Source organism: Amycolatopsis sp. NBC_00355 (assembly GCF_036104975.1).
Lineage (GTDB): Bacteria > Actinomycetota > Actinomycetes > Mycobacteriales > Pseudonocardiaceae > Amycolatopsis.
Window position 1 is genome coordinate 6,406,299 of sequence record NZ_CP107982.1, and the last position, 20,997, is coordinate 6,427,295.

A 20,997-nucleotide genomic window follows, 5' to 3' on the forward strand; every position below is an offset into this window, starting at 1 on the left:
CGGCATGCGCTGGCGGCGGTGTGGCGAGGACGCCGCCCTGCTGGACTGCGATTCGCTTGACCAGATGCGGGCGGCGCACGCGACCGTGCTCGCCGCGCGCCCGGACGGCGTCACCGACCTCGTACCCGGCGCTCGCAGCCTGCTGGTCGTCGGCGGGGTCGCCGCGGTACGCGCGTTGCTGGACGGCGCCGACCTCACGCACCCGCCCGACGGCGACCCGCGCGAAGTGACCCTCGACGTCCACTACGACGGCGAGGACCTCGCCCTGGTGGCCCAGGACGCCGGCTGTTCCGCGGACGCCGTCGCCGACCTCCACACGGGCGCCGGCTACACGGTCGCGTTCACCGGCTTCGCGCCCGGTTTCGGCTACCTGACCGGACTTCCGGCCCCCCTGCGGCAGCCGCGCTTGGAGACGCCCCGCACCCGCGTCCCGGCCGGCGCGGTCGGCCTGGCGGGCGAGTTCACCGGCGTCTACCCGCGCGAGTCCCCGGGCGGCTGGCGGCTGCTCGGGCACACGTCCACGCCCCTGTTCGACGCCCACGCCGACCCGCCCGCCCTGCTCGCACCGGGCGACCGGGTGCGGTTCCGGAGCGTCCGGTGAGGTCGCTGGAAGTCGTCTCGCCGGGCCCCCACGCGCTGATCGAAGACCTCGGCCGGCCGGGTTACGCGCACCTCGGCGTGGCGCCGTCGGGCGCTCTCGATGCGGCCTCCCTGCGGCTGGCGAACCGGCTCGTCGGCAACCCTGAAGGCTTCGCCGGCGTCGAAGCCCTGCTGGGCGGCCTTTCGGTGCGCTTCACGACGTCGGCGACGGTCGCGGTGACCGGCCCGTCGGTCGCGGTCGACGTCGACGGCCGTTCCGTCGGCTCCCACGCGCCGGTGGCGGTGCGGACCGGGCAGACGCTCGCCGTGGGCACCCCCGCGGTGGGGTTGCGCTGCTACCTGGCGGTGTCCGGCGGGATCGACGTCGAGGAGGTGCTGGGCAGCCGTTCGCGCGACGTCCTGTCGGGCATCGGCCCCTCGCCGCTCAGCGCCGGTGACGTCCTCCCGCTCGGCGTGGCGCGCGGAGTCCCGGCGGGCGCGGACGTCGTCGTCCCGGCCGCGGCGCCGCCGGACCTGGTCGTCCCGGTCACTCCGGGCCCCCGCGACGATTGGCTGGCGTCCCCGGCCGCGGGCCTGTCGGCGTGGTGGACGGTGACGTCGGAGTCGAACCGCGTCGGCCTGCGTCTCGACGGCACGCCACTGCGCCGGGCCGAGGAGTTCGCCGAGACGGAACTGCCGAGCGAAGGCGTCGTCACGGGCGCGATCCAGGTGCCGCCGAGCGGCCTCCCGGTGGTGTTCCTGGCCGACCACCCGACCACCGGCGGCTACCCCGTGGCCGCGGTGGTCCGGACCGCCGCACTGGGCGCGCTCGCCCAGGCCCGGCCCGGTACGCGGGTGCGCTTCCGGGTGACGTGAAAGGTCTGTACCGCCACGCGGGTGAGACCCGGATCACGCCGTGCACCCGTCCGGGTAAGGGCTGGAACCATGTCGCGGCGCCGCCCGTCCTGATAGCTGTGGAACAGGTGACGATCAGCGGTGGCACGGGTTTCCTGGACGTGAACAGGCGTGCGCGGGCGGAGCTGCCCCAGGCGTTGCGGATCGCGCTCGCCACCGGGCAGCTGCGGCGTCCGCTGGCCACCACGCTCGGCCCGGTGCTCGACCTGCTCGTCGACGGCGACTACCGCGTCAGCGGCCCGGAACGCGTGCCGGACGACCAGGACCTCACCCCCACCGACACCTGGCCGCCGTCCGACGAGGCGCGGGTCGGCTACTACCGGACCGCGATCCGCACCGGGCACCGGCCGGTCGCCGTGGTCCTGGCCGACGCCGAACGCGAGCTGATCCTCGACGGCCACCACAAGATCGCCGCCTACCGGGCCGAAGAGATCGCCCCGGCGGTCGTGCGGATCACTCAGGCGTACTCGGCCTCGTAAGCCGCCACCAGTTCCGCGTACACCGCCGACGAGTCCGGCAGCGGCGCGCCGTCCAGCGTGCGCACCCGCGTCAGCTTGCGGACCGACGAAGCCATGAACACGCCGTCGCCCGCCACGAGGTCGGCCACGCGCAGCGGCTCCACCTTGACCGACCAGCCGGCCTTCTCGGCGCCGCGGAACAGCGCGGCCTGGGTCGTGCCCGGCAGGATGCCGACGCTCGAGGGCGGGGTGAAGAGCGTCCGCCCTTTCGCCAGCACCACGGTCGACGTCGGGCCTTCGAACACCGAGCCGTCGGCGGCGGTGAAAATCACATCTTCGGCGCCGCGGCGGCGCGCTTCGCGCAGCGCGGCCATGTTCATGGCGTACGACAACGGCTTCGCGCCGAGCAGCAGCCACGGCGCGCGCTCGGCGAGGTCCGGCGGGAAGCCGCGTTCCAGGGTGATCGCGGCGACCCCCTCGGCACGCGCTTTCAGGATCGACGGCGCGACCTCCGAACCCAGCGCGAAGCCGGTCGGCACCGCGTCGGGATCACCGTCGGAACCCCTGGTGTAAACCAGTTTCAGCGCCATTTCGGCACTGCCGCTCCACTGTTCGAGCACGAGCGAAACCACCCGCTCCCAGGCCGCGAGATCGGGCTCCGGCAGGTCGAGCATGGCCGCCGACCGCGCCAGCCGGTCGAGGTGCGGCCGCAGCTCCCGGGGCTTGCCGTCGGCCACGAGGATCGTCTCGAAGACGCCGTCGCCGCGGGTCAATCCGAGGTCGTCCACCTTGATCTGGGCGGTGTCCGGGTCGGCCAGGGTTCCGTCGAGGAAGACGAGCACGCGCATGCCGACACGGTACTCACCTAGGCTGGGCGGTATGCCGTACCGCTCGCCGCTGCTGGACGTGCCCGGATCCATCCCCCCGCCTGACGACCACCCCGAAGCCGGCGTCCCCTGGCACTGGGGAGACCCCTTCGCGGAGCAGCGCACCGCTTCGCGCGGCGTCGTCGTGATCGATCGGTCACACCGCGAGGTCTTGGCCGTGTCCGGCGAAGAGCGGCTCTCCTGGCTGCACCTGGTGATCTCACAGCACGTGACCGAGCTCGCCGAAGGCTCCGGCACCGAAGCGCTGGTGCTCGACAGCCAGGGCCGGGTCGAGACGCACATGGTGGTCGCGCACCTCGACGGCACCGTGTACCTCGACAGCGACCCGGACACGAGCGTCACCAGCGCGCTGCCGAAGGGCGGCCCCCAGACGCTGCGCGAGTACCTCGAAGCCATGAAGTTCTGGTCCAAGGTGGACATCCGCGACGCGACCGACGAACTGGCCCTGCTCACCGTGCTCGGCCCGGACAGCGAACGCGTGCTGAGCGCGGTCGGCGCCGAGGTCGGGCCGGAGCCGTACGCCGTCGCGGCGCTGCCCGGTGGCGGCTTCGCGCGGCGGATGCCGTGGCCCGGCCGGTTCAGCGTCGATCTCGCGGTACCGCGCGCCGAGCTCGCAAGCTGGTGGAAGCGGCTCACCGACGCCGGCGCCCGGGCGGCCGGGAGCTGGGTGTTCGACGCGCTGCGCGTCGAGTCGCTGCGGCCGCGGCTGGGCGTCGACACCGACGATCGCACGATCCCGCACGAAGTGGGCTGGGTCGGCTCGGCCGCACACGTCGCGAAGGGCTGCTACCGCGGTCAGGAGACGGTGTCGAAGGTGCACAACGTCGGCCGGCCGCCGCGCAACCTGCTGCTGCTCCACCTGGACGGTTCACCCGAGATCCGCCCGGAGCCCGGCGACCCGGTGCTGCTCGACGGCCGCAAGGTCGGCCGCGTCGGCACGGTGATCCAGCACCACGAGCTCGGCCCGATCGCGCTGGCCCTGGTCAAGCGGTCGACGCCCGTGGACGCGGAGCTGCTGGCCGGCTCCGAAGACCACCCCGACGAGCTCGTCCAAGCGGCGATCGACCCCGACTCCGTGCCGTCGGAACAGCCGGCGCCCGGACGGGCCGCGGCGGCGCAACTTCGTGGCTGATCAAAAACCCCTGACAGCAGGATCACGCCCAACCGGGATAAACTGCGCTGTGATCGAAGTGCGGCCGGGCGGCAGGCGGCGGATCGACCGCGTGCTCGGCCCGGGATACCTCAGCGGCTTGGGTGACCTGCCGCTGAAGGTGCTCCGCGAGCGGCGCGACGAAGCCGCCCAAGAAGAGACCGATCTGTCCTACTTGCGCCGGTTGCTGCACGCCCGGATCGACATCGTCCGCGCCGAGCAGACCCGGCGCAGCTCCGGCGGCGAGTCCAGCATCGTCGACCAGCTGGCCACGATCCTCGCCGACAACGCGCTGGGCCCGGCCGCGGGTTCCGGACGCCACCAGCAGCTCGAACCGTCGCGCGCCGGCGAGCACCGGCGTCACGCCGAGGCGCTGATCGGCGACACCGACCTGACCGACGTCGGCTCCCTGACCGACGACAAGCTCGCCTCCGCTTTGGACACTTACGCCCGCGAAGAGCTTTCGGTGTCGTCGTTCCGGCGCGAGGTCCAGAACGTCATGGACACCCTCAACGCGGAAATCGCGCAGCGGTACCAGCAGGGTTCGGCCACTGTGGACGAGCTGCTCGAGAGTGAAGGCGGGCACGAGGCTCAGTGACCAACCCCGTCCTGGCCGAAGTCGTCCGCTCCGATTTTGTCGAAAGCGTCCACCGCGGCGCCCTCGTGGTCACCGGCCCGGAAGGCGACGTCCGGCTGGCGCTGGGCGACGTCACCTCGCCGGTGTTCCCGCGTTCGTCGAACAAGCCGTTGCAGGCCGTCGGCATGCTGCGGTCCGGACTGGACTTCACCGGGGAGGACCTGGCGCTGACCTGCGCGTCCCATTCCGGGGAGCCCAGTCACGTCAAGCGTGTGCTGGAGCTGCTGCAGGCGGCGGGCCTGACCGAGGACGACCTCGCGTGCCCGGCCGACTTCCCGCTGCACGTGCCGAGCATGCGCGACGCCGCCGAGCCGCGGCGCGTGATGATGAACTGCTCCGGCAAGCACACCGGCATGCTCACCACCTGCGTCCGCGCCGGCTGGCCGACCGCGGGGTACGAGGCGCCGGACCACCCGCTGCAACAGGCGATCGCGGCCGCCGTCGCCGATCTGACCGGCGAGCCGATCGCGCACACCGGCGTCGACGGCTGTGGCGCGCCGCTCTTCGCGTTCTCCCTGACCGGGCTGGCCCGCGCGTTCGGCCGGGTCGGCAGCGCTTCCGGCGGTCCGGAAGCGACAGTGGCCGAGGCGATGCGCGCGAACCCGTGGCTGGTCGCCGGCACCGGGCGTGAGGACACCGAGCTCATGTCCGCCGTGGACGGTCTCGTCGCGAAGGGCGGGGCTGAGGGCGTCCAGGCGTTCTCGCTGCCGGACGGCTTCGCGGTGGCACTGAAGATCGACGACGGCGCGAAGCGGGCTTGCGCGCCGCTGGCCGTCGAAGCCCTGCGGTTCCTCGGTGTGGACGTCTCCGACCTCGGCGAGCTCGCGCACGGCTCGGTGCTCGGCGGCGGCCGCCCGGTCGGCGAGATCCGGGTGCCGGAGCTGCGCGCCTAGTTGGCGCGTTCCCGCGAGGCCAGGTCGCCCCAGAACTCCCGCAGGTCGGAGAACAGTTCGGCGAGCTCCTCGACGTTGCCCGAGCGCAGCGCGTCCAGGATGTCGTGCACCTCGTCGGCGGTCGTGTCGGCTTCGAGGATGGAATCCGCGAACAGCTGCACGAGCCCGCCGTAGTCGAGCTCGACGATCGAGTCCGCGTGGAAGTTGTCGAGCCAGCGCCGCGTCTCGAACAGCACCCGGCCGGGGCCGGAGTCGCCGAAGGTCTGTTCCAGCAGGTCACCGGCCTCGCGCGCCCGGTGCTGGGCGTCGGCGAGGGTGGTCCGCCAGGACATTTCGCGCTTCGGGTCGTCGCGGCCGGTGCCGAGCACGAGCTTGCGCTCCTCCGGGTCGACCAGCACGAACCACGGCAGCGGGACGGTCCAGGTGGTCGACAGCGTGTGCGCGGCGGACGTGCTGAGGTCCGACAGCGCGGACTTCGTGCGGGCGCGGATCGTGTCCTGGGTGAAGCCGCCTTCGTCGAGGACGACGTTCTTCAGCGCCGGGTGCGCGTCACCGAGGAAGGTCACCAGCGCGGCGGCCGAGCGGGCGCGCAGCTCCAGCGGGCAGACGAACGGGCCGTGCACCCGCTGGGCGGCCGGCACGTCGGCCGGGTCGAGCACCAGGACGTCGGTCTGCAGGCTGGGCGCGGCCTTGCCGTTGGCGAGCTCGGCGGGCAGCAACCGGCGGGGCGCGGCGACCTGTGACTTGAGCCACATGGCCTGTTCGCGGGGGCCCGCGTCGGTCCGCCCCAGCGTGGCCGCCGCGACGGCCGCGCGCAGCCGATCGTCCGGCGGCTCGCCCAGGGCGAGCAGGGGTTCGTACACCCGCAGATAGGCCACGAAGGGACGGAGCACGAGTAGATCGTGGCACGCCGACCTGCGCCGATCGTCACCGACCGGCCGGTAACCGGTGTCCGGCGGACACTGTCACCACCGGCACACCGTGCCACGTCGCATCGAACCCCCCGGACACGGTACGGTGTGGGCAGGAAAGAATTGTCGAGACGATGCGGGGCCGCCGATTCCCCCGGCCGCCCCGCCCCTGTGCGAGGGGGTCGAGCCATGGGGCGCGGCCGGGCTAAGGCCAAGCAGACGAAGGTGGCGCGTGAGCTCAAGTACAGCTCGCACGAAACCGACTTCGATGCTTTGCAGCGCGAGCTGTCGACTGGTTCCTCTAGTGGTCACTATGAGGAGCCCGATAGCAATGATCAAGATCCGTACGACGACGGGTACGACGAGTACCGTCGTTGAGCACGCGTAACCGCGCGAGGGCATAGCCGGGCACAACCTGGCGACCGCCCTCGCGCGCTGTGTGCTGCCCAAGATCTGGGCTACGAGGCGGACAAAGGAGCAAGCCGGTGGTAAGTCGGGTCGGAGTCGTCGGGGCGGGACTGATGGGTTCCGGCATCGCCGAGGTGCACGCCCGGTCCGGGTTGGACGTCGTGGTCACCGAGGTGAACCAGCCGGCGCTCGACGCGGGCAAGGCGCGGATCGAGAAGTCGCTCCAGCGCGGCGTCAAGAACGGAAAGCTGTCCCCCGAGGACGCCGACGCGGCCCGCGGCCGCCTCCGTTTCACCACGGACATCGCCGAGTTCGCCGACCGCGAACTGGTCATCGAAGCGATCCTTGAGCAAGAGCAGGCGAAGGTCGACGTCTTCCGCCAGCTCGACAAGATCGTCGAGGCGGAGGACGCGCTGTTCGCGTCCAACACCTCGTCCATTCCGATCATGAAGCTGGGCATGGCGACGAACCGCCCCCAGCAGGTGGTCGGCATCCATTTCTTCAACCCGGTGCCGGTGCTGCCCCTGGTGGAGCTGGTGCCCTCGCTGCTGACGAGCGAGGAGACCGCCCGCCGCGCGGAGGAGCACGCGACAACGGCCCTGGGCAAGACGGTCATCCGGTCCCAGGACCGCGCCGGGTTCATCGTGAACTCCCTGCTGGTCCCGTACCTGCTGTCGGCGATCCGCATGATCGAGTCGGGCTTCGCCTCGGCGGAGGACATCGACCGCGGCATGGAGCTGGGCACCGCCCACCCGATGGGCCCGCTGCGGCTGTCGGACCTGATCGGCCTGGACACGATCAAGGCCATCGCGGACTCGATGTACGCGGAGTTCAAGGAGCCGCTGTACTCGTCCCCGCCGCTGCTGCTGCGCATGGTGGACGCGGGTCTGCTGGGCAAGAAGACCGGCCGCGGCTTCTACTCCTACGGCTGAGCGACCTTCGTCGCCGCACGATCCACTTTCGGTGGTCCGTGCGGCGACTTTGTCGTCTTGGGCCGGACGGCCGGGCTCGCTTGACTGTCAGGCATGCCTGATCTGAGCCGCCGTGCCGCCCTCGCCGCTTCCGCCGCCGGCGTCGTCGCGCCCGCTTTCGCGGGTGCTTCGCCCGCGGACGCCACCACGCAACGGCGTCACGCAGTGACCACCTTCGTCTTCGCCGCGGGCGCCAACGGTGTCTCGGCCGCCCCGGACGAGCTGGTCCTGCGCGGCCACCGCGGGGTCGGCGTCGATCAGCCGGGACAGCAGTTCCGGCTCTCCTACCAGGCGCCCCAGGACCTGGCGGCGTTCGCGACGGAGCCGTCGGCGCTGGCCGGCGTCACGGTCGCCGACCAGGTGGCGGCCACCGTCGAGGTCGTCCGCCGCGCGGCGGCACACGGCCCGGTGATCCTGGTCGGCGCCAGCATCGGCGGTGCGGCGATCAGCCTGGTCGCGGACGCGGTGCCGGACCTGATCGACCTGCTCGTCTACGACGCGGCGTTCTGCTGCGCCACCCTCGCGACCCCGGACGAATACATGGCCACCCCGGAGGCGGCCGACACCCACGTGGGCGATCTGCTCGGGTTCGCCGCGGCCGACCCGTCGGTGATCGGCGCCGTCCGGTTCAACTGGCGCACGGCGGACCGCGCGCTGCTCGCGAAGGCCAAGCAGGCGTTCGTCGCCGAGGGCACGGACGCCGAGTTCTACGCCTTCCTCAACACGATGGCGCCCGACGACCTCCTCGGCAAGGGAGCCACCCCGGCCCGTGGCGACCGCGACCGGTGGGGCCGGGTGCCCCGCGTCTACGTCCGGCACCTGCGGGACCGGATCATCCCGCTCGCCCTGCAGGACCGCATGATCCGCGAGGCCGACGCCGCCACGCCGGGAAACCGCTTTCACGTGGTCGACCTGGACACGAGCCACGTCCCGGACGCGCCGAAGATGGCCGAGCTGGTCGACATCTACGACGGGTTGACGCGCTCCTGATCGAAGCTCACCGGCGCGTCGAAGGCCGCCCGCCGCGACGCGCGACGCAGGACGGCCAGGACCGCCGGCCCCAGCACGAGGATCGCGACGGCGTTGGTGATCGCGCGGCCGGTGTCCCAGCCGAGCGTCGAGGTCAGGACGGTGAAGACGGCGAACCGGTGCAGGTTGTCCAGCACCGGCGCGCCGGGCACGTAGCCGAGGCCCGCGGTGGCACCGCCGAGCGACGAGCCGGCGAGGAACGGCCACGACCACAGGCTCATCAGCAGCCCGAAGAGGTACGCCGCGAAGACGCCGTACACCACGAGCAGGGCGATTTCCGCCTTCCCGCGGGCGCGCGGCAGCAGCCCGGCCCCGAGCCCGATGAGCGACGAGGCGAGCATCTGGAACGGCAACCACGGCCCGACGCCCGCGGTCAGCAGCGCCGAGGTGAACAGCGACGTCGAGCCGAGAACGAACCCGAACCCGGGCCCGAACACCCGCCCGGCGAGCACGAGCAGGAAGAACACCAGCTCGATCCCCCCGGTCCCGGCCCCGAGCGGCCGCAGCCCGGCGTTCACCGCGGACAGGACACCGAGCAGCGCCAGCGCTTTCGCATCGATTCCACCGCGCGACAGCTCGGCCAGCACGACGAGGATCAGCACGGGCAGGGTCGCCATGAAGACGAACGGCGCATCGACGGTGTGCGCGGACGCGCTCGGCGCGGGGTGCGCGAAGAGCGGCCAGCAGAACATGACAAGGCCGAGCACCGCCGCCACGGTGAGCACCAGCGCGGGACGCGGGCGGAGACGGATGGCCCGGGGCGGCGGGTCGAGGAAACCGGTCACATCAGCACCTGGCACGAAGTCGCGCGGGACCGCGCCCACCCACCGACACCGGCTCGCGAATCGACCGGCGAGGCGGAGGTGCGCGAAGCGGCTCCCGGCGCGCTCACGCACCACGCGGGGTCGACGCGCGGCCACCCGCACGAACTTGCGCGAGACCGCGCCCACCCGCCGACACCGGCTCGCGAGCCGACCAGCGGCGCGAAGCTGCGCGAGGGCGCAGCAGGCGAGCGACGTCGAGTGGCGGTCGTCACGACAGGGCTTCCGCTACTTCGTCCACCGTCAGCCACTCCTGCGGTGCCAGCACCTTCGCCACCTGCGGCGCGAACGCCGGGGACGCGACGATGACCTCCTTCGTCGGGCCGTCCGCCACCACCTCGCCCTCCGCCATGACCACCACTCGGTGGGCCACCGACGCCACGAACTCGACGTCGTGGGTGGCCAGCACTATCGCGTGGTCCTGCGAGGCCAGCTCTCGCAGGATCGCCGCGAAGCGCCGTTTGGCGTGGTAGTCGAGGCCGCGCGTCGGCTCGTCGAGCAGGACCACCGGGGGTGCCGCCGCCAGCTGGACGGCCAGCACCAACGCCAGTCGCTGCCCTTCGGACAGGTCGCCGGGGTGCGCTTCACCGGCGATCGCGGGGGCCAGGCGGTCCAGCAGTGCCCTCGCCGTGCCTGCCGCGGCCCCGGATTCGGTGTCGGCCTGTGCGCACTCGGCGTCGACCGAATCGAGGTACAGCAGATCGGCGGGTGACTGCGGGACCAGCCCCACACGCTGACGGGCCGCTCTCGGCTTGAGCGACGCAGGATCCACACCGCCGACGTCGACCTTCCCCGCCAACCTCGGCCCGCTGCCCTGCACCGCCCAGAGAAGCGACGACTTGCCGGAGCCGTTGCGTCCCATCAGCGTGACGATTTCCCCCGGCCCGACGCGCAGGTCCACCCCACGCACCGCCAGGACATCTCCGTAGCGGACCACCACCCCTCTCACATCCAGTGCTCGACCGGTCACCGAGAGGGTACGACCCACCACCGACAATTTCGGACGATGTGACTGAAGCCGCGAGCGCAGCGGCCCCGCGACCCGCCGCGCGTCCCGCACCGACAGCGGCAACGGCGACCAGCCCGCGAGCCGCCCCAGCTCGACGATCGGGGGCGCGATCTCCGCCGTCGCGAGGATCTCCGACGGCGGCCCGGACCGCACCGAGCCGTCGCCCGGCAGGTACAACAGCCGGTCGGCGTACTGCACGACGCGTTCCATCCGGTGCTCCGCGACGACCACCGTGGTCCCGAGGTCGTGCACCAGCCGCGTGATCGCCGCGAGCACCTCCTCGGCCGCCGTCGGGTCCAGCGCGGACGTCGGTTCGTCGAGCACCAGGACGCGCGGGTGCGCCGTCAGGACCGAGCCGATCGCGACGCGCTGCTGCTGCCCGCCCGACAGTGTCCGAAGTGGACGGTGGCGCAGCTCCGCGATACCCAGCAGGTCCAGGGTTTCCTCGACGCGCTTGCGCATGACGTCCGGCGCCACCGCGAGCTGCTCCATCGCGTACGCCAGTTCCTCCTCGACGGTGTCGGTCACGAACCCCGCGAGGGGGTCCTGCCCGACGACGCCGACCACCGCGGCCAGCTCGCGCGGTGGGTGCGAGGAAGTGTCCAAGCCGTCGATCAGCACCCGCCCGGCCAGCCGGCCGCCGGTGAAGTGCGGGACGAGACCGTTGATCGCGCCGAGGAAAGTCGACTTGCCGACGCCGGTCGGCCCGGCGACCAGGCACAGCTCGCCCTCCTCGACCAGCAGCGAGACGTCGGACAGCACCGGCGCGAGAGCGTCCGGGTAGGTCACCGTGACCTGCGAAAACTCGATCACCGGACCACCTCCGACAACGACGGGGGACGGGGTGCGGCAAACGCGGGCAGCACCCCGATGAGCAGGGGCACCGCGTGCCACAGCGACACCTCGGGCCAGCGAAGCGGGCTCAGCGACGGGTACAGGTTCCCCGGGTCGACCCGTGAGGAAAACAACAGCAGCGCGCACGCCCCGACCCCGGACGCGACGACCAGCGTCTCCGGCCACCGCCACCGATCCGGCCGGTAGGCCGTCCGCCGGATCCGCCGCCCGCCCAGCACGAACCCGGCCGCGGCCACGGCCAGTCCCAGGGCCAGCAGCGGCACGCCCAGCCACGACGACGTCCCGTCGAGCACGCCGTAGACGCCGACGCACACGCCCACCAGCCCGCCGAGCACGCAGCCGGCGATCGCCGCGCGCACGCCGGCGCTCAGGTACGCGCGCCGCCCGTAGCCGCGCGAGTCCATTGCCGCCGCCAGCAGCAGCGAGCGGTTCATCGCGTCCTCCAGCACCGGCACCACGATGCCCTTGACCGCCCGCAGCCCGCGAGTCCGCCCCGCGCGCAGCCGCCGGGCCCGCCGCACGCGCTGGACGCTCTCGACCAGCTGCGGCGCCACCGTGAGCGCCACCGTCACGGCCGTGCCGACCTCGTACAACGCCCCCGGCACGGCTTTGAGCAGGCGTTTCGGGTTGGCCAACGCGTTCGCCGCGCCGACGCAGAGCACCATCGTCGCCAGCCGCAGGCCGTCGTAGAAGCCGCCGAGCAGCTCCTCCGCCGACGTCGACCCGAGCAGCGACACCCCGGCCGCGAACGCCGGCAGCGGAATCGTCGGCAGGGTGAACAGGATGTGCCCGCCGTCCTCGCCGCCGATCAGGATCCGGAACAGCACCCGCGTCGCGACGATCACCGCGCCGACGTACGCGTACAGCCGGAACGCCAGCGCCCAGGGCGCGTCACTCCGCCGGTTCGCGACGACGAAGCCGATGATCGCGATGAGCAGGCCCAGCAGCAGCGGGTTCGTGGTCCGGCTGGCCGCGACGGCCAGCGCGAGCGCCCACGCCCACCACGCGCCGGGGTGCAGGGCCCTGCCGGTCACGTCCGACGACGTCGTGCGGCGACCCAAGCCGCGCCACCGATCAGCAGGATCGCCGCGATGGCGATAACCAGCCCCCACGGGAACGAGCTGCCCTCGGCCGCGGGCGCCGGGGCCGGGGTCGAGACGGCCTGGCGGACCGGCGCCACGCGCGGCGGCGCCGGCAGGTCGTTGGCCGTCTTCGGCCGCGCGAACGCCCAGCCCTCGAACCCGCCGGCCGCCGGCTTCGACGTCTGGGCGCCTTCCTGGCTCGACTCCCACGTGCCACCGGCCGCGGGGGCGTGCCAGTAGCTCCAGTACGCCGTCGCCGACGGCATGCCCGCGCAGGACTCGACGTCCGGGCCGGGTTTGCCGTCGATCCGGCAGGCGACGGCGAGGCCGTACTTCTGCGAACCCGCGACGTCGATCCCGGCGCCCTGCAGCGCCGCGATGCCGGACGCGGGCGTGCCGGGGGCGCAGCGGATCAGCGGCTGCGGACCCAGGTCGCCGAAGTCGACGACCACCGTCACGCCGCCGCCGGCCGGGCAGGTGCCGTCCGCGCCCGTCGCCGACGCGGGCGCGGCCCCGGCGAAGCAGGTGGCCAGGAGCAGGAGACAGACCGCGGCGATGCGGGACGGCAGGGTGATCATGCAGGCACTTTAACCAGGACGGCCGCCGTCGCAGGTGCGGTTCCGGCGCGACGCCGACCACACCTAGACTGCGGCCCGTGGGACAGCTCATCGCGGAGGGACAGCTGCGGGTCGGCCTCGTCGGCGCCGGTCCGTGGGCGACGACGATTCACGCGCCCGGGCTGGCGGATCACCCCGGCACGGCGCTGACCGCGGTCTGGGCCCGGCGCCCGGAGGCGGCGCAAGCGCTTGCGGACACGCACTGCGCGACCGCCGCCGAGAGCATCGAAGACCTGTTCGCGCAGGTGGACGCGGTCGCGTTCGCCGTCCCACCGTCGATCCAGGCCGAGCTGGGCGTCCGTGCGGCCGAGGCCGGGAAGCACCTGATCCTCGAGAAGCCGATCGCCGCCGACCTGACCGGCGCGCAGCGGCTGGCCGACGCCGTCGCGGCCGCCGACGTCGCCGCGCTCGTCATGCTGACCCTGCGGTACTCGGCACAGACCCAGGAGTGGCTCGCCGACCTCGCCCAGGCGGGCGGCTGGGCCGGCGGCGGCGCGCGCTGGCTGTCCGGCGCCCTGCTCGGCGGCCAGTACGCGGCCTCGGAGTGGCGCCAGGACGACGGCGGCGCGCTGTTCGACATCGGCCCGCACGCGCTCGACCTGCTGGACGCCGCGCTCGGGCCGATCACCGACGTCGTCGCCGCGCGGCGGAGCCCCGGCGACCTGTGGCACCTGATGCTGGCCCACGAGAACAGCGTGATCAGCACCGCCACGCTGTCCCTGCGGCTGCCCGTGCAGCCGACCGTCGTCGAGGTCGCCGTCTGGGGCGATCACGGCTACCGGACGCTCGGCCGCAAGCCCGGTTCGGCGTCGGAGTCCTACACGGCGTTGCTGGACGACTTCGCGGCGATGATCGCCAGCGGCACCACGGCCCACCCCTGCGACGTCCGCCGTGGCCTGCACCTGCAGGGCCTGATCGAGCGCGCTCGCGAGCTGGCCGGCGAAAAGTAGTACACAGGCACCCTCTGAGAGTTTCCGTTGTGAAATAAGGGGTTTCGAAAGTATCCCCCGATTCATCCACAGGGTTGTCCACAGCATCCACTGTGGACAGTGCGCCTCCCGACCGAACCACGGAAAGTTCCGTCGCGCCACCGGAAAGATCACCGATTAGTGCGCCTCCCTCAGCGTGCCGAGACGATCTTGTGATGCGAAGGTGATCTTGGGAGGGCCGTTTCCAGCGCACAGACGATCTTTGGGTGCTCAAGGAGGGAGGCGCATGGAAACCCTGCTGCGCGCCTTCTGGGGGATGATTCCGGTTTCGGCCATCGCGCTGCCGTACGCGCTGCTCGGGTGGCCCTTGCTCGCGGCGCGACGACGGCGAAGACTCCCGCCCCGCTACGCGAGCGCCACCGCCGGTGTCGACAGCGCCGCCGTCCTGGTCGGTTTTCTGGTGTTGTGCCTGGTCACGATGCCGGTCGGCGGGTCCGGCCAGAGCACGCTCGACCTCGTACCGGGCGCCGACATCACCGCCGCGTTCGGCGACGACGGCTCGCTCTGGCAGGTGATCGGCAACGTCCTGCTGCTCTGCCCGCTCGGCGCGCTGCTCCCGTTGCGGCTGCCTGGCCTGCGCGCGCTCGTGCGGATCGCACTGGCCGCTCTGCTCGTCTCCGTGCTGGTGGAAGGTACGCAATATCTGATCCACACCGGCCGGGTGACCTCCACCGACGACGTCCTGCTCAACACCACCGGCGCGATCCTCGGCGCCGCGTTGAGCAGGCGCGTTTGGCGCTCGCTGGATCCGCCGCCGCCACCACCGCCGGTGGTCATCCCGACGCAGCAGCGCCGCACGGTCTGCGAAGCCCCGACCCTCACCATGCGGGTCCCGCGGTCGGTCTGGGACGCGCGGTACGCGGCCATCGCCCACCCCGACCGGCAGTAACCGGCTTGCGGGCCGTGCCACACTGGCCTGGAACAGCCCTTTCGACTCGAGGAATGAACGCCTATGCCTGGCGCCGTCTCCGGCGTCGGCCTCCGCTAGGCCCGACGCCCAGCGATCCACCGCACTGAGCTGCGGTTCCTTGACGTGCTCTCGAAAGGGCTTCCACCAGCAATGTCCGCCATTCAGACGTATGTCCGCAAGACGGCGCCCCGCGGCCGGGCGACCGAACAGGTCGGGCCGTTCCTGGCCACCTACTCACCGGACAACGACCACCCGATGCTCAACTACGCGATCCCGGACGACGGCGCGCGGCCGTCGGCGGCCGAGATCGACGCGCTGACCGGCGCGTACCGGCGGCGGGGCCTGCTCCCGCGGCTGGAGTACTTCACCGACGTCGCCCCCGGCCTGGAGAAACTCCTGGTCGAGGCCGGCTATCAGCTCGAACGGCGGGTGCCGTTGATGACGTGCGCCCCCGCCGAACTGGTCGACCGGCCGGTCCCGGCGGGGATCCGGCTGCGCGCGCCGGAGTCCGGCGAGGACATCCGGGGCCTGCGGTCGGCGCAGAACACGGCGTTCGGTGAGTCACCGGAGGTCTCCGACGCGGAGGTCGAGCGGCTGCGGTCCGGGATCGAGGCCGGGGTGCGGCACCTCCTGGCGGAGGACGCCACCACCGGCGCGGTCATCGGCGGCGGGCTCACGCTCGCGATCGTCGACGGCACCACCGAGGTCGTCGGCATCGCCGTGCTCGAGCCGTACCGCGGCCGCGGGATCGCCGCGGCGATCACCGCCCGGCTCACCCGCGAAGCACACGAGTCCGGCGCGCACACGGCGTTCCTCACCCCCGGTGACCTGGGGATCGGGAACGTCTACGCCCGGGTCGGCTACCGGCCGGCCGGGGAGTGCGTGCACCTCTCGCTGAGCTAGGCGCTAGTCGTTCAAGCGGCCGGAGCGGCCTCGTTTGACGTCGCTCCGGCGCTTCTTCGACGCCAGGCGGCGTTCCTTCGAACCGCGGGACGGCTTCGTGGGACGCCGCTTGGCGGGCGGCGGGGCCGACGCGTCGCGCAGCAGGTTGGCCAGGCGGCCGCGCGCGGCCTCGCGGTTCTGCAGCTGGGAGCGGTGTTCGCTGGCGGCGATCGTCAGGACGCCGTCGACCAGCCGGCCCTCGAGCCCGGCCAGGACGCGGTCCCGCAGGTGCTCCGGGATGGACGGCGACGCGGCGACGTCGAACGACAGCTCGACCCGCGAATCCGTGGTGTTCACACCCTGGCCGCCCGGGCCGGACGACCGCGAAAAGCGCTCGTTCAGCTCGGCTCCCGGGATCGTGAACCGGGAGCCGATCACCACGTCTCCGGCTGCCATGTCACCAGTGTGACAGCCGCGTTCAACTATGTTTCTAAAAGCGAGGGTGGTCACCCGAGAGCAGCGCGCGCGGGCCGTCGACGTCGTCCGCCGGCTGGACGTCGCCCAGCACCCACGCCGGGACGTGCCGCGCGGTCAGCATGGCCAGGGCCCGGTCGACGTCCTCGGCCCCGACGATCGCGACCATGCCGACGCCCATGTTGAACGTCTTCTCCAGCTCGGCGCGCTCGACCCGGCCGCGGTGGCCGATCAGCGCGAACACCGCCGACGGCGACCAGGTGCCGCGGTCGAGCCGGGCGACCAGGCCGCGCGGCATGACGCGGGCCAGGTTCGCCTCCAGGCCACCACCGGTGATGTGCGCGAAGGTCCGGACCTCGGTCTCCGCGGCCAGCGCGAGGCAGTCCTTCGCGTAGATCCGCGTCGGCTCCAGCAGTTCCTCGCCGAGCGTGCGGCCGAACTCCTCGACGTGGCCGCCGAGCGGCATCCGCGCGATGTCCAGCAGCACGTGCCGGGCCAGGGAGTACCCGTTCGAGTGCAGTCCCGACGAGCCGAGCGCCAGTACGACGTCACCCGGGCGGACCTTCTCCGGCGACAGCAGCGCGGACGCCTCGACCACGCCGACGCCGGTGGCCGACATGTCGTAGTCGTGCTCGCCCATCAGGCCCGGGTGCTCGGCGGTCTCGCCGCCGAGCAGCGCGCACCCGGCCTGGACGCAGCCTTCGGCGATGCCGCCGACCAGCGCGGCGATCTTCTCCGGGTGCACCTTGCCGACGGCGATGTAGTCCTGCAGGAACAGCGGCTCGGCCCCGGTCACGACCAGGTCGTCGACGACCATCGCGACCAGGTCGATGCCGACGGTGTCGTGCTTGTCCAGCGCCTGCGCGACGGCGATCTTCGTGCCGACGCCGTCCGTGGAAGAGGCGAGGATCGGTTCCTTCCACTTGTCGAGCTTCAACGAGAAGAGCCCGGCGAAACCGCCGACGCCACCCAGCACCTCGGGCCGCGTGGCGCGTTCGGCGTGCGGCTTGAGCAGCTCGACGGCTTGGTCGCCGGCGTCGATGCTGACGCCGGCGGCGGCGTACGTGGCGCTCGTGGACTCGCTCACGGTAGAAGGACTCCCAACTGGAAGGACTAGCCGGAGGGCTAGGGACGCCGAACTGCGTCCTCGGCACCGTACCCGGCCGGGCTGACCGGGGTCGCCGCGCCATTGACCGCGTCGAGGCTCTCGAGCAGGTTCTTCCCGATGAGCGCGTCGTCGGGCAGCGCGATCGGGTATTCGCCGGAGAAGCACGCCGTGCACAGCCGCGTCTTCGGCTGTTCCGTCGCCGCGACGAGGCCGTCGAGCGAGATGTAGCCCAGCGAGTCCGCGCCGATCGAGCGGCGGATGCCGTCGAGGTCGACGCCGTTCGCGACGAGCTCGGCCCGCGACGCGAAATCGATGCCGTAGAAACACGGCCACCGCACGGGCGGCGACGCGATCCGGACGTGCACCTCGAGCGCGCCGGCCTCGCGCAGCATCCGCACCAGCGCGCGCTGGGTGTTGCCGCGGACGATCGAGTCGTCCACGACGACCAGCCGCTTGCCGCGGATGACGTCGCGCAGCGGGTTCAGCTTGAGCCGGATGCCGAGCTGGCGGATGGTCTGCGACGGCTGGATGAACGTGCGCCCGACGTAGGCGTTCTTCACCAGGCCGGTGCCGTACGGGATGCCCGAGCCCTGCGCGTACCCGATGGCCGCCGGGGTACCGGACTCCGGCACCGGCATCACCAGGTCGGCCTCGACCGGCTGCTCGCCGGCGAGCCGGCGGCCGATCTCGACGCGGGTGGCGTGCACGCCGCGGCCGGCGATCGTGGTGTCGGGGCGGGCCAGGTAGACGTACTCGAAGACACAGCCCTTGGGGTCCGGGTTGGCGAACCGCGACGAGCGCAGGCCTTCGGCGTCGATGGCGATCAGTTCGCCCGGCTCGACCTCGCGCACGAACGACGCGCCGACGATGTCCAGGCCCGCGGTCTCGCTGGAGACGACCCAGCCGCGCTCGAGGCGGCCGAGCACCAGCGGGTGCACGCCGTGCGGGTCACGCGCGGCGTACAGCGTGTTCTCGTCGGCGAACACCAGGCAGAACGCACCCTTGAGCGTGGGCAGCAGCTCCATCGCGGCGCCTTCGATGCCCTTGTCGGCGGCGTTCGCGGCGAGCAGCCCGCAGATCAGGTCCGAGTCGCTGGACGAGCCGGTCAGCCCGGCGTGCGGCTTGAGGCCCGCGGCGATGGTGCGCTCACGCAGCTCCGCCGTGTTGACGAGGTTGCCGTTGTGCGCGAAGGACAGGCCGCTGCCCGTCTCGGTGGTGCGGAAGATCGGCTGCGCGTTCTCCCAGATGGTGGCGCCGGTGGTCGAGTACCGGCAGTGGCCGACGGCGATGTGGCCCTGCAGCGACTGCAGGATCTGTTCGTCGAAGACCTGGCTGACCAGGCCGAGGTCCTTGAAGACCACGATCTGGGAACCGTCGGAGACGGAGATGCCGGCGGCCTCCTGGCCCCGGTGCTGCAGGGCGTAGAGGCCGTAGTAGGTCAGTTTGGCGACTTCTTCCCCGGGAGCCCAGACGCCGAAGACGCCACACTCCTCGCGGGGTTCCGGGTCGGGCTGGTCGGAGGACACGAGCTGTGGGTCGGAAACCACCGAGGTGCTCCCAGGAAGACGCGGTCAGGCCGGTTTCAGTGTAAACGGTCCGGACATGAGTCAGGCCCCGCCCGACGTGGTTCTGACCACTTCGGACAGGGCCTGAAGTCTTTTCCGTGCGCTAGCAGGCATCCGGCAGCGAGAGAATCTCCGAGAGCACCCGGGCTCCGTCACCGCTGCGGCGCCACAGCCACCGCTCGGGTTCGAAGATGTTCTCTTCGGTACCGGGCATGCGCGTCGCCACCACGTCGTCCTCGGCGTTGAGCCGGACCACGTCCACGACGTCGTCGTGCACTCGCACACCGACGACGGCGAGGACCTCGCCCCGGTCGTCGGCGGGGTGGACGAACTGGTAGCCACGGGCCACCAGTTCCTGCAGCCCGGTCTCGATGTCGTAGACGGGAGCGACGGGAGCCTCAGCCGAGGACATCGTCGAACTCACCGTCCTTGGCGCCCGCGAGGAACGCCGCCATCTCCGCGCGCGTGTAGACGAGCGCCGGGCCGGTCGGGAAGCGCGAGTTGCGCATCGCGATCTCGCCGTTGGACAGGGGGGCGACCTCGACGCAGTTGCCGACGGCGCCGCTGTAGCTCGCCTTGCGCCACGGGGCACCGGACAGCCGATCGGCCGGGATGCCGTTCTCGAATCGCTCTGCCATGGTCCCAACCTCTCGATGCGGAAACCTGGGGCGGTGCAGATGCATGTGCATTTGCCCGCGTAGAGCACGCTAGCACGTGTGCTTGCAGCGGTAAATGCACGTGCAGAATTTCTTGCAAAGTTCTCCCCCAGTGAAGGATCACCAGGTCACACTTCATCCAACGGGCTACAGAAACGTCCTCGAATGGACGAGTTGCTACCCCTGGTTACCGTTCAGCGGGTACTCGTCGATGCTGTCGAACGCGGGTCGTTCAGATCTCTTGACGGCGCTTCGCGAGCATCGAGCGGCTCCGGTCGGGGGTCTCCGCGTCGACGGCGAGCATGTCCAGGGCGCGGCTGTACTTCTCGATCTCTTCGCGCTTCTCGATGTAGTGCGCGCCCGTGAGGTACTCGACGTAGGCGATGTTCGGCAGTTCCGGCTCGCCGAACCGCAGCAGCGAAAACGCGTGCTCCGCGGACAGCCCGCTGCGCGAGTACGGCAGGACCTGCACCGACACGTGCGGCAGCGCGCTCATCTCGAGCAGGTATTCGATCTGCCGCTTGAGGACCTTGACGCCGCCGATCGGCCGGTACAGCACCGATTCGTCGAGCACCATCCAGACGCGCGGCGCGTCCGGCCTGCTGAACATCTTCTGCCGCCGCATCCGCAGCGCGACCAGCTGGTCGACCCGGTCGTCGGCCATCTCCGGCCGGCCGTGGCTGAAGATCGCTCGCGCGTACCCCTCGATCTGCAGCAGGCCCGAGACGTAGAGCGGCTCCCAGATCTGGATCCGGGCCGCGGCCTCTTCCAGGCCGACGAGGTCGGTGAACCAGTTCGGCATCGTCTCGCCGAAGCGGCGCCACCAGCCCGGTTCGTTCGACTGCTTGACCATGTCGAGGAACGTCTGGCGTTCGGTGGACTCCTCGACGCCGTACATCGTCAGCAGGTCGGTGACGTCGCGTTCCTTGAAGCCGACGCGGCCCAGCTCGAGGCGGCTGATCTTCGATTCGGACCCGCGGATGTTGTAGCCGGCCTGCTGCCGCGTGATGCCCGCTTCTTCACGGAGCCGGCGCAGCTGTGAGCCGAGGATCATCCGCCGCGCCGTCGGGCCGATGTTCTGTTCAGCACTGGACGCGTTCACCGCGTTCATTCCCGGACCTTCCGCGCGTCAGTCACCAGGGGGCTCTAGCCCGACTACCGAAAGTACACGTTGGGCCGTCCTGCGCAAAG

General features: G+C 71.8%; 24 protein-coding genes. 12 read left to right on the forward strand and 12 right to left on the reverse strand.

Going from position 1 to position 20,997, the window contains the following annotated elements:
* Positions 1-4 precede the first annotated feature (4 nt).
* From OHS18_RS28955 to OHS18_RS28965, 3 genes are all read left to right on the forward strand, one after another.
* Complete coding sequence (locus OHS18_RS28955; RefSeq protein WP_328613044.1) at positions 5-601, forward strand: 5-oxoprolinase subunit B family protein; 597 nt, start codon at positions 5-7, stop codon at positions 599-601.
* Positions 598-1,455, forward strand: a complete 858-nt coding sequence (locus OHS18_RS28960; protein WP_328613045.1) for a biotin-dependent carboxyltransferase family protein — start codon at positions 598-600, stop codon at positions 1,453-1,455. Before OHS18_RS28955 ends, OHS18_RS28960 begins: the two co-directional genes overlap by 4 nt.
* A gap of 98 nt (positions 1,456-1,553) precedes the next feature.
* Positions 1,554-1,973, forward strand: a complete 420-nt coding sequence (locus OHS18_RS28965; RefSeq protein ID WP_328459157.1) for a hypothetical protein — start codon at positions 1,554-1,556, stop codon at positions 1,971-1,973.
* On the opposite strand, the gene OHS18_RS28970 is transcribed toward OHS18_RS28965, so the two are convergent.
* Positions 1,952-2,800, reverse strand: a complete 849-nt coding sequence (locus tag OHS18_RS28970) for an aminodeoxychorismate lyase (RefSeq protein WP_328613046.1) — start codon at positions 2,798-2,800, stop codon at positions 1,952-1,954. The genes OHS18_RS28965 and OHS18_RS28970 overlap by 22 nt on opposite strands.
* 31 nt (positions 2,801-2,831) lie before the next feature.
* Here OHS18_RS28970 and ygfZ point away from each other — a divergent pair, with 31 nt between their 5' ends.
* From ygfZ to OHS18_RS28985, 3 genes are read left to right on the forward strand one after another with little or no spacing between them, the layout of a single operon-like run.
* On the forward strand, positions 2,832-3,971 hold the full coding sequence (gene ygfZ, locus OHS18_RS28975; RefSeq protein ID WP_328613047.1) for a CAF17-like 4Fe-4S cluster assembly/insertion protein YgfZ: 1,140 nt from the start codon (positions 2,832-2,834) through the stop codon (positions 3,969-3,971).
* 49 nt (positions 3,972-4,020) lie between these two features.
* Complete coding sequence (locus OHS18_RS28980; RefSeq protein WP_328447311.1) at positions 4,021-4,587, forward strand: RsiG family protein; 567 nt, start codon at positions 4,021-4,023, stop codon at positions 4,585-4,587.
* Positions 4,584-5,519, forward strand: coding sequence for an asparaginase (locus tag OHS18_RS28985; protein ID WP_328613048.1), 936 nt, complete (start codon positions 4,584-4,586; stop codon positions 5,517-5,519). The genes OHS18_RS28980 and OHS18_RS28985 overlap by 4 nt, the downstream gene beginning before the upstream one ends.
* Here the strand turns inward: OHS18_RS28985 and OHS18_RS28990 are convergent.
* On the reverse strand, positions 5,516-6,412 hold the full coding sequence (locus OHS18_RS28990) for a hypothetical protein (RefSeq protein ID WP_328613049.1): 897 nt from the start codon (positions 6,410-6,412) through the stop codon (positions 5,516-5,518). The genes OHS18_RS28985 and OHS18_RS28990 overlap by 4 nt on opposite strands.
* Positions 6,413-6,619: 207 nt before the next feature.
* On the opposite strand from OHS18_RS28990, the gene OHS18_RS28995 reads away from it, so the two are divergent.
* From OHS18_RS28995 to OHS18_RS29005, 3 genes are all read left to right on the forward strand, one after another.
* Positions 6,620-6,808, forward strand: coding sequence for a DUF3073 domain-containing protein (locus OHS18_RS28995; protein WP_247059144.1), 189 nt, complete (start codon positions 6,620-6,622; stop codon positions 6,806-6,808).
* 107 nt (positions 6,809-6,915) lie between these two features.
* A complete protein-coding gene (locus OHS18_RS29000; RefSeq protein ID WP_328613050.1) occupies positions 6,916-7,770 on the forward strand; it encodes a 3-hydroxybutyryl-CoA dehydrogenase in 855 nt (284 codons plus the stop codon).
* A gap of 93 nt (positions 7,771-7,863) precedes the next feature.
* Entirely contained in the window at positions 7,864-8,799 is a 936-nt protein-coding gene (locus OHS18_RS29005) for an alpha/beta hydrolase (protein WP_328613051.1), read from the forward strand.
* Here OHS18_RS29005 and OHS18_RS29010 read toward each other — a convergent pair.
* The 4 genes from OHS18_RS29010 to OHS18_RS29025 all read right to left on the reverse strand — a co-directional run bounded on the left by OHS18_RS29010 (position 8,775) and on the right by OHS18_RS29025 (position 13,183).
* Positions 8,775-9,623, reverse strand: a complete 849-nt coding sequence (locus tag OHS18_RS29010) for an ECF transporter S component (protein ID WP_328613052.1) — start codon at positions 9,621-9,623, stop codon at positions 8,775-8,777. The two genes, OHS18_RS29005 and OHS18_RS29010, sit on opposite strands and share 25 nt — an antisense overlap.
* A gap of 247 nt (positions 9,624-9,870) precedes the next feature.
* Positions 9,871-11,481 carry an ABC transporter ATP-binding protein gene (locus OHS18_RS29015; RefSeq protein WP_328613053.1) on the reverse strand — a complete coding sequence of 537 codons (1,611 nt, stop codon included), beginning with the start codon at positions 11,479-11,481 and terminating at the stop codon, positions 9,871-9,873.
* Positions 11,478-12,557 (reverse strand): CbiQ family ECF transporter T component, encoded by a 1,080-nt coding sequence (locus OHS18_RS29020; RefSeq protein ID WP_328447300.1) that lies wholly within the window; start codon positions 12,555-12,557, stop codon positions 11,478-11,480. Before OHS18_RS29020 ends, OHS18_RS29015 begins: the two co-directional genes overlap by 4 nt.
* On the reverse strand, positions 12,554-13,183 hold the full coding sequence (locus tag OHS18_RS29025; RefSeq protein WP_328613054.1) for a hypothetical protein: 630 nt from the start codon (positions 13,181-13,183) through the stop codon (positions 12,554-12,556). The genes OHS18_RS29020 and OHS18_RS29025 overlap by 4 nt, the downstream gene beginning before the upstream one ends.
* Before the next feature lie 77 nt (positions 13,184-13,260).
* Here OHS18_RS29025 and OHS18_RS29030 point away from each other — a divergent pair, with 77 nt between their 5' ends.
* The 3 genes from OHS18_RS29030 (at position 13,261) to OHS18_RS29040 (ending at position 16,024) form a co-directional block, all read left to right on the forward strand.
* The gene (locus tag OHS18_RS29030; protein ID WP_328613055.1) at positions 13,261-14,172 is read left to right on the forward strand and encodes a Gfo/Idh/MocA family protein; all 912 of its coding nucleotides are present in this window, start codon (positions 13,261-13,263) and stop codon (positions 14,170-14,172) included.
* Positions 14,173-14,437: 265 nt separating this feature from the next.
* The gene (locus OHS18_RS29035; protein ID WP_328447294.1) at positions 14,438-15,100 is read left to right on the forward strand and encodes a VanZ family protein; all 663 of its coding nucleotides are present in this window, start codon (positions 14,438-14,440) and stop codon (positions 15,098-15,100) included.
* 171 nt (positions 15,101-15,271) lie between these two features.
* The gene (locus OHS18_RS29040; protein WP_328613056.1) at positions 15,272-16,024 is read left to right on the forward strand and encodes a GNAT family N-acetyltransferase; all 753 of its coding nucleotides are present in this window, start codon (positions 15,272-15,274) and stop codon (positions 16,022-16,024) included.
* Between the two features lie 3 nt (positions 16,025-16,027).
* On the opposite strand, the gene arfB is transcribed toward OHS18_RS29040, so the two are convergent.
* From arfB to OHS18_RS29070, 6 genes are all read right to left on the reverse strand, one after another.
* On the reverse strand, positions 16,028-16,459 hold the full coding sequence (arfB, locus tag OHS18_RS29045) for an alternative ribosome rescue aminoacyl-tRNA hydrolase ArfB (protein WP_247059164.1): 432 nt from the start codon (positions 16,457-16,459) through the stop codon (positions 16,028-16,030).
* 34 nt (positions 16,460-16,493) lie between these two features.
* On the reverse strand, positions 16,494-17,564 hold the full coding sequence (purM, locus tag OHS18_RS29050) for a phosphoribosylformylglycinamidine cyclo-ligase (RefSeq protein WP_328447290.1): 1,071 nt from the start codon (positions 17,562-17,564) through the stop codon (positions 16,494-16,496).
* Between the two features lie 38 nt (positions 17,565-17,602).
* Complete coding sequence (purF, locus tag OHS18_RS29055) at positions 17,603-19,132, reverse strand: amidophosphoribosyltransferase (RefSeq protein ID WP_328447288.1); 1,530 nt, start codon at positions 19,130-19,132, stop codon at positions 17,603-17,605.
* A gap of 121 nt (positions 19,133-19,253) precedes the next feature.
* Positions 19,254-19,562, reverse strand: a complete 309-nt coding sequence (locus OHS18_RS29060; protein WP_328447286.1) for a hypothetical protein — start codon at positions 19,560-19,562, stop codon at positions 19,254-19,256.
* Positions 19,549-19,788, reverse strand: coding sequence for a DUF397 domain-containing protein (locus OHS18_RS29065; RefSeq protein ID WP_328447284.1), 240 nt, complete (start codon positions 19,786-19,788; stop codon positions 19,549-19,551). The genes OHS18_RS29060 and OHS18_RS29065 overlap by 14 nt, the downstream gene beginning before the upstream one ends.
* 250 nt (positions 19,789-20,038) lie before the next feature.
* Positions 20,039-20,917: a helix-turn-helix domain-containing protein gene (locus OHS18_RS29070; RefSeq protein WP_328447282.1), complete on the reverse strand. Its 879-nt coding sequence runs from the start codon at positions 20,915-20,917 to the stop codon at positions 20,039-20,041.
* Positions 20,918-20,997: the final 80 nt, after the last annotated feature.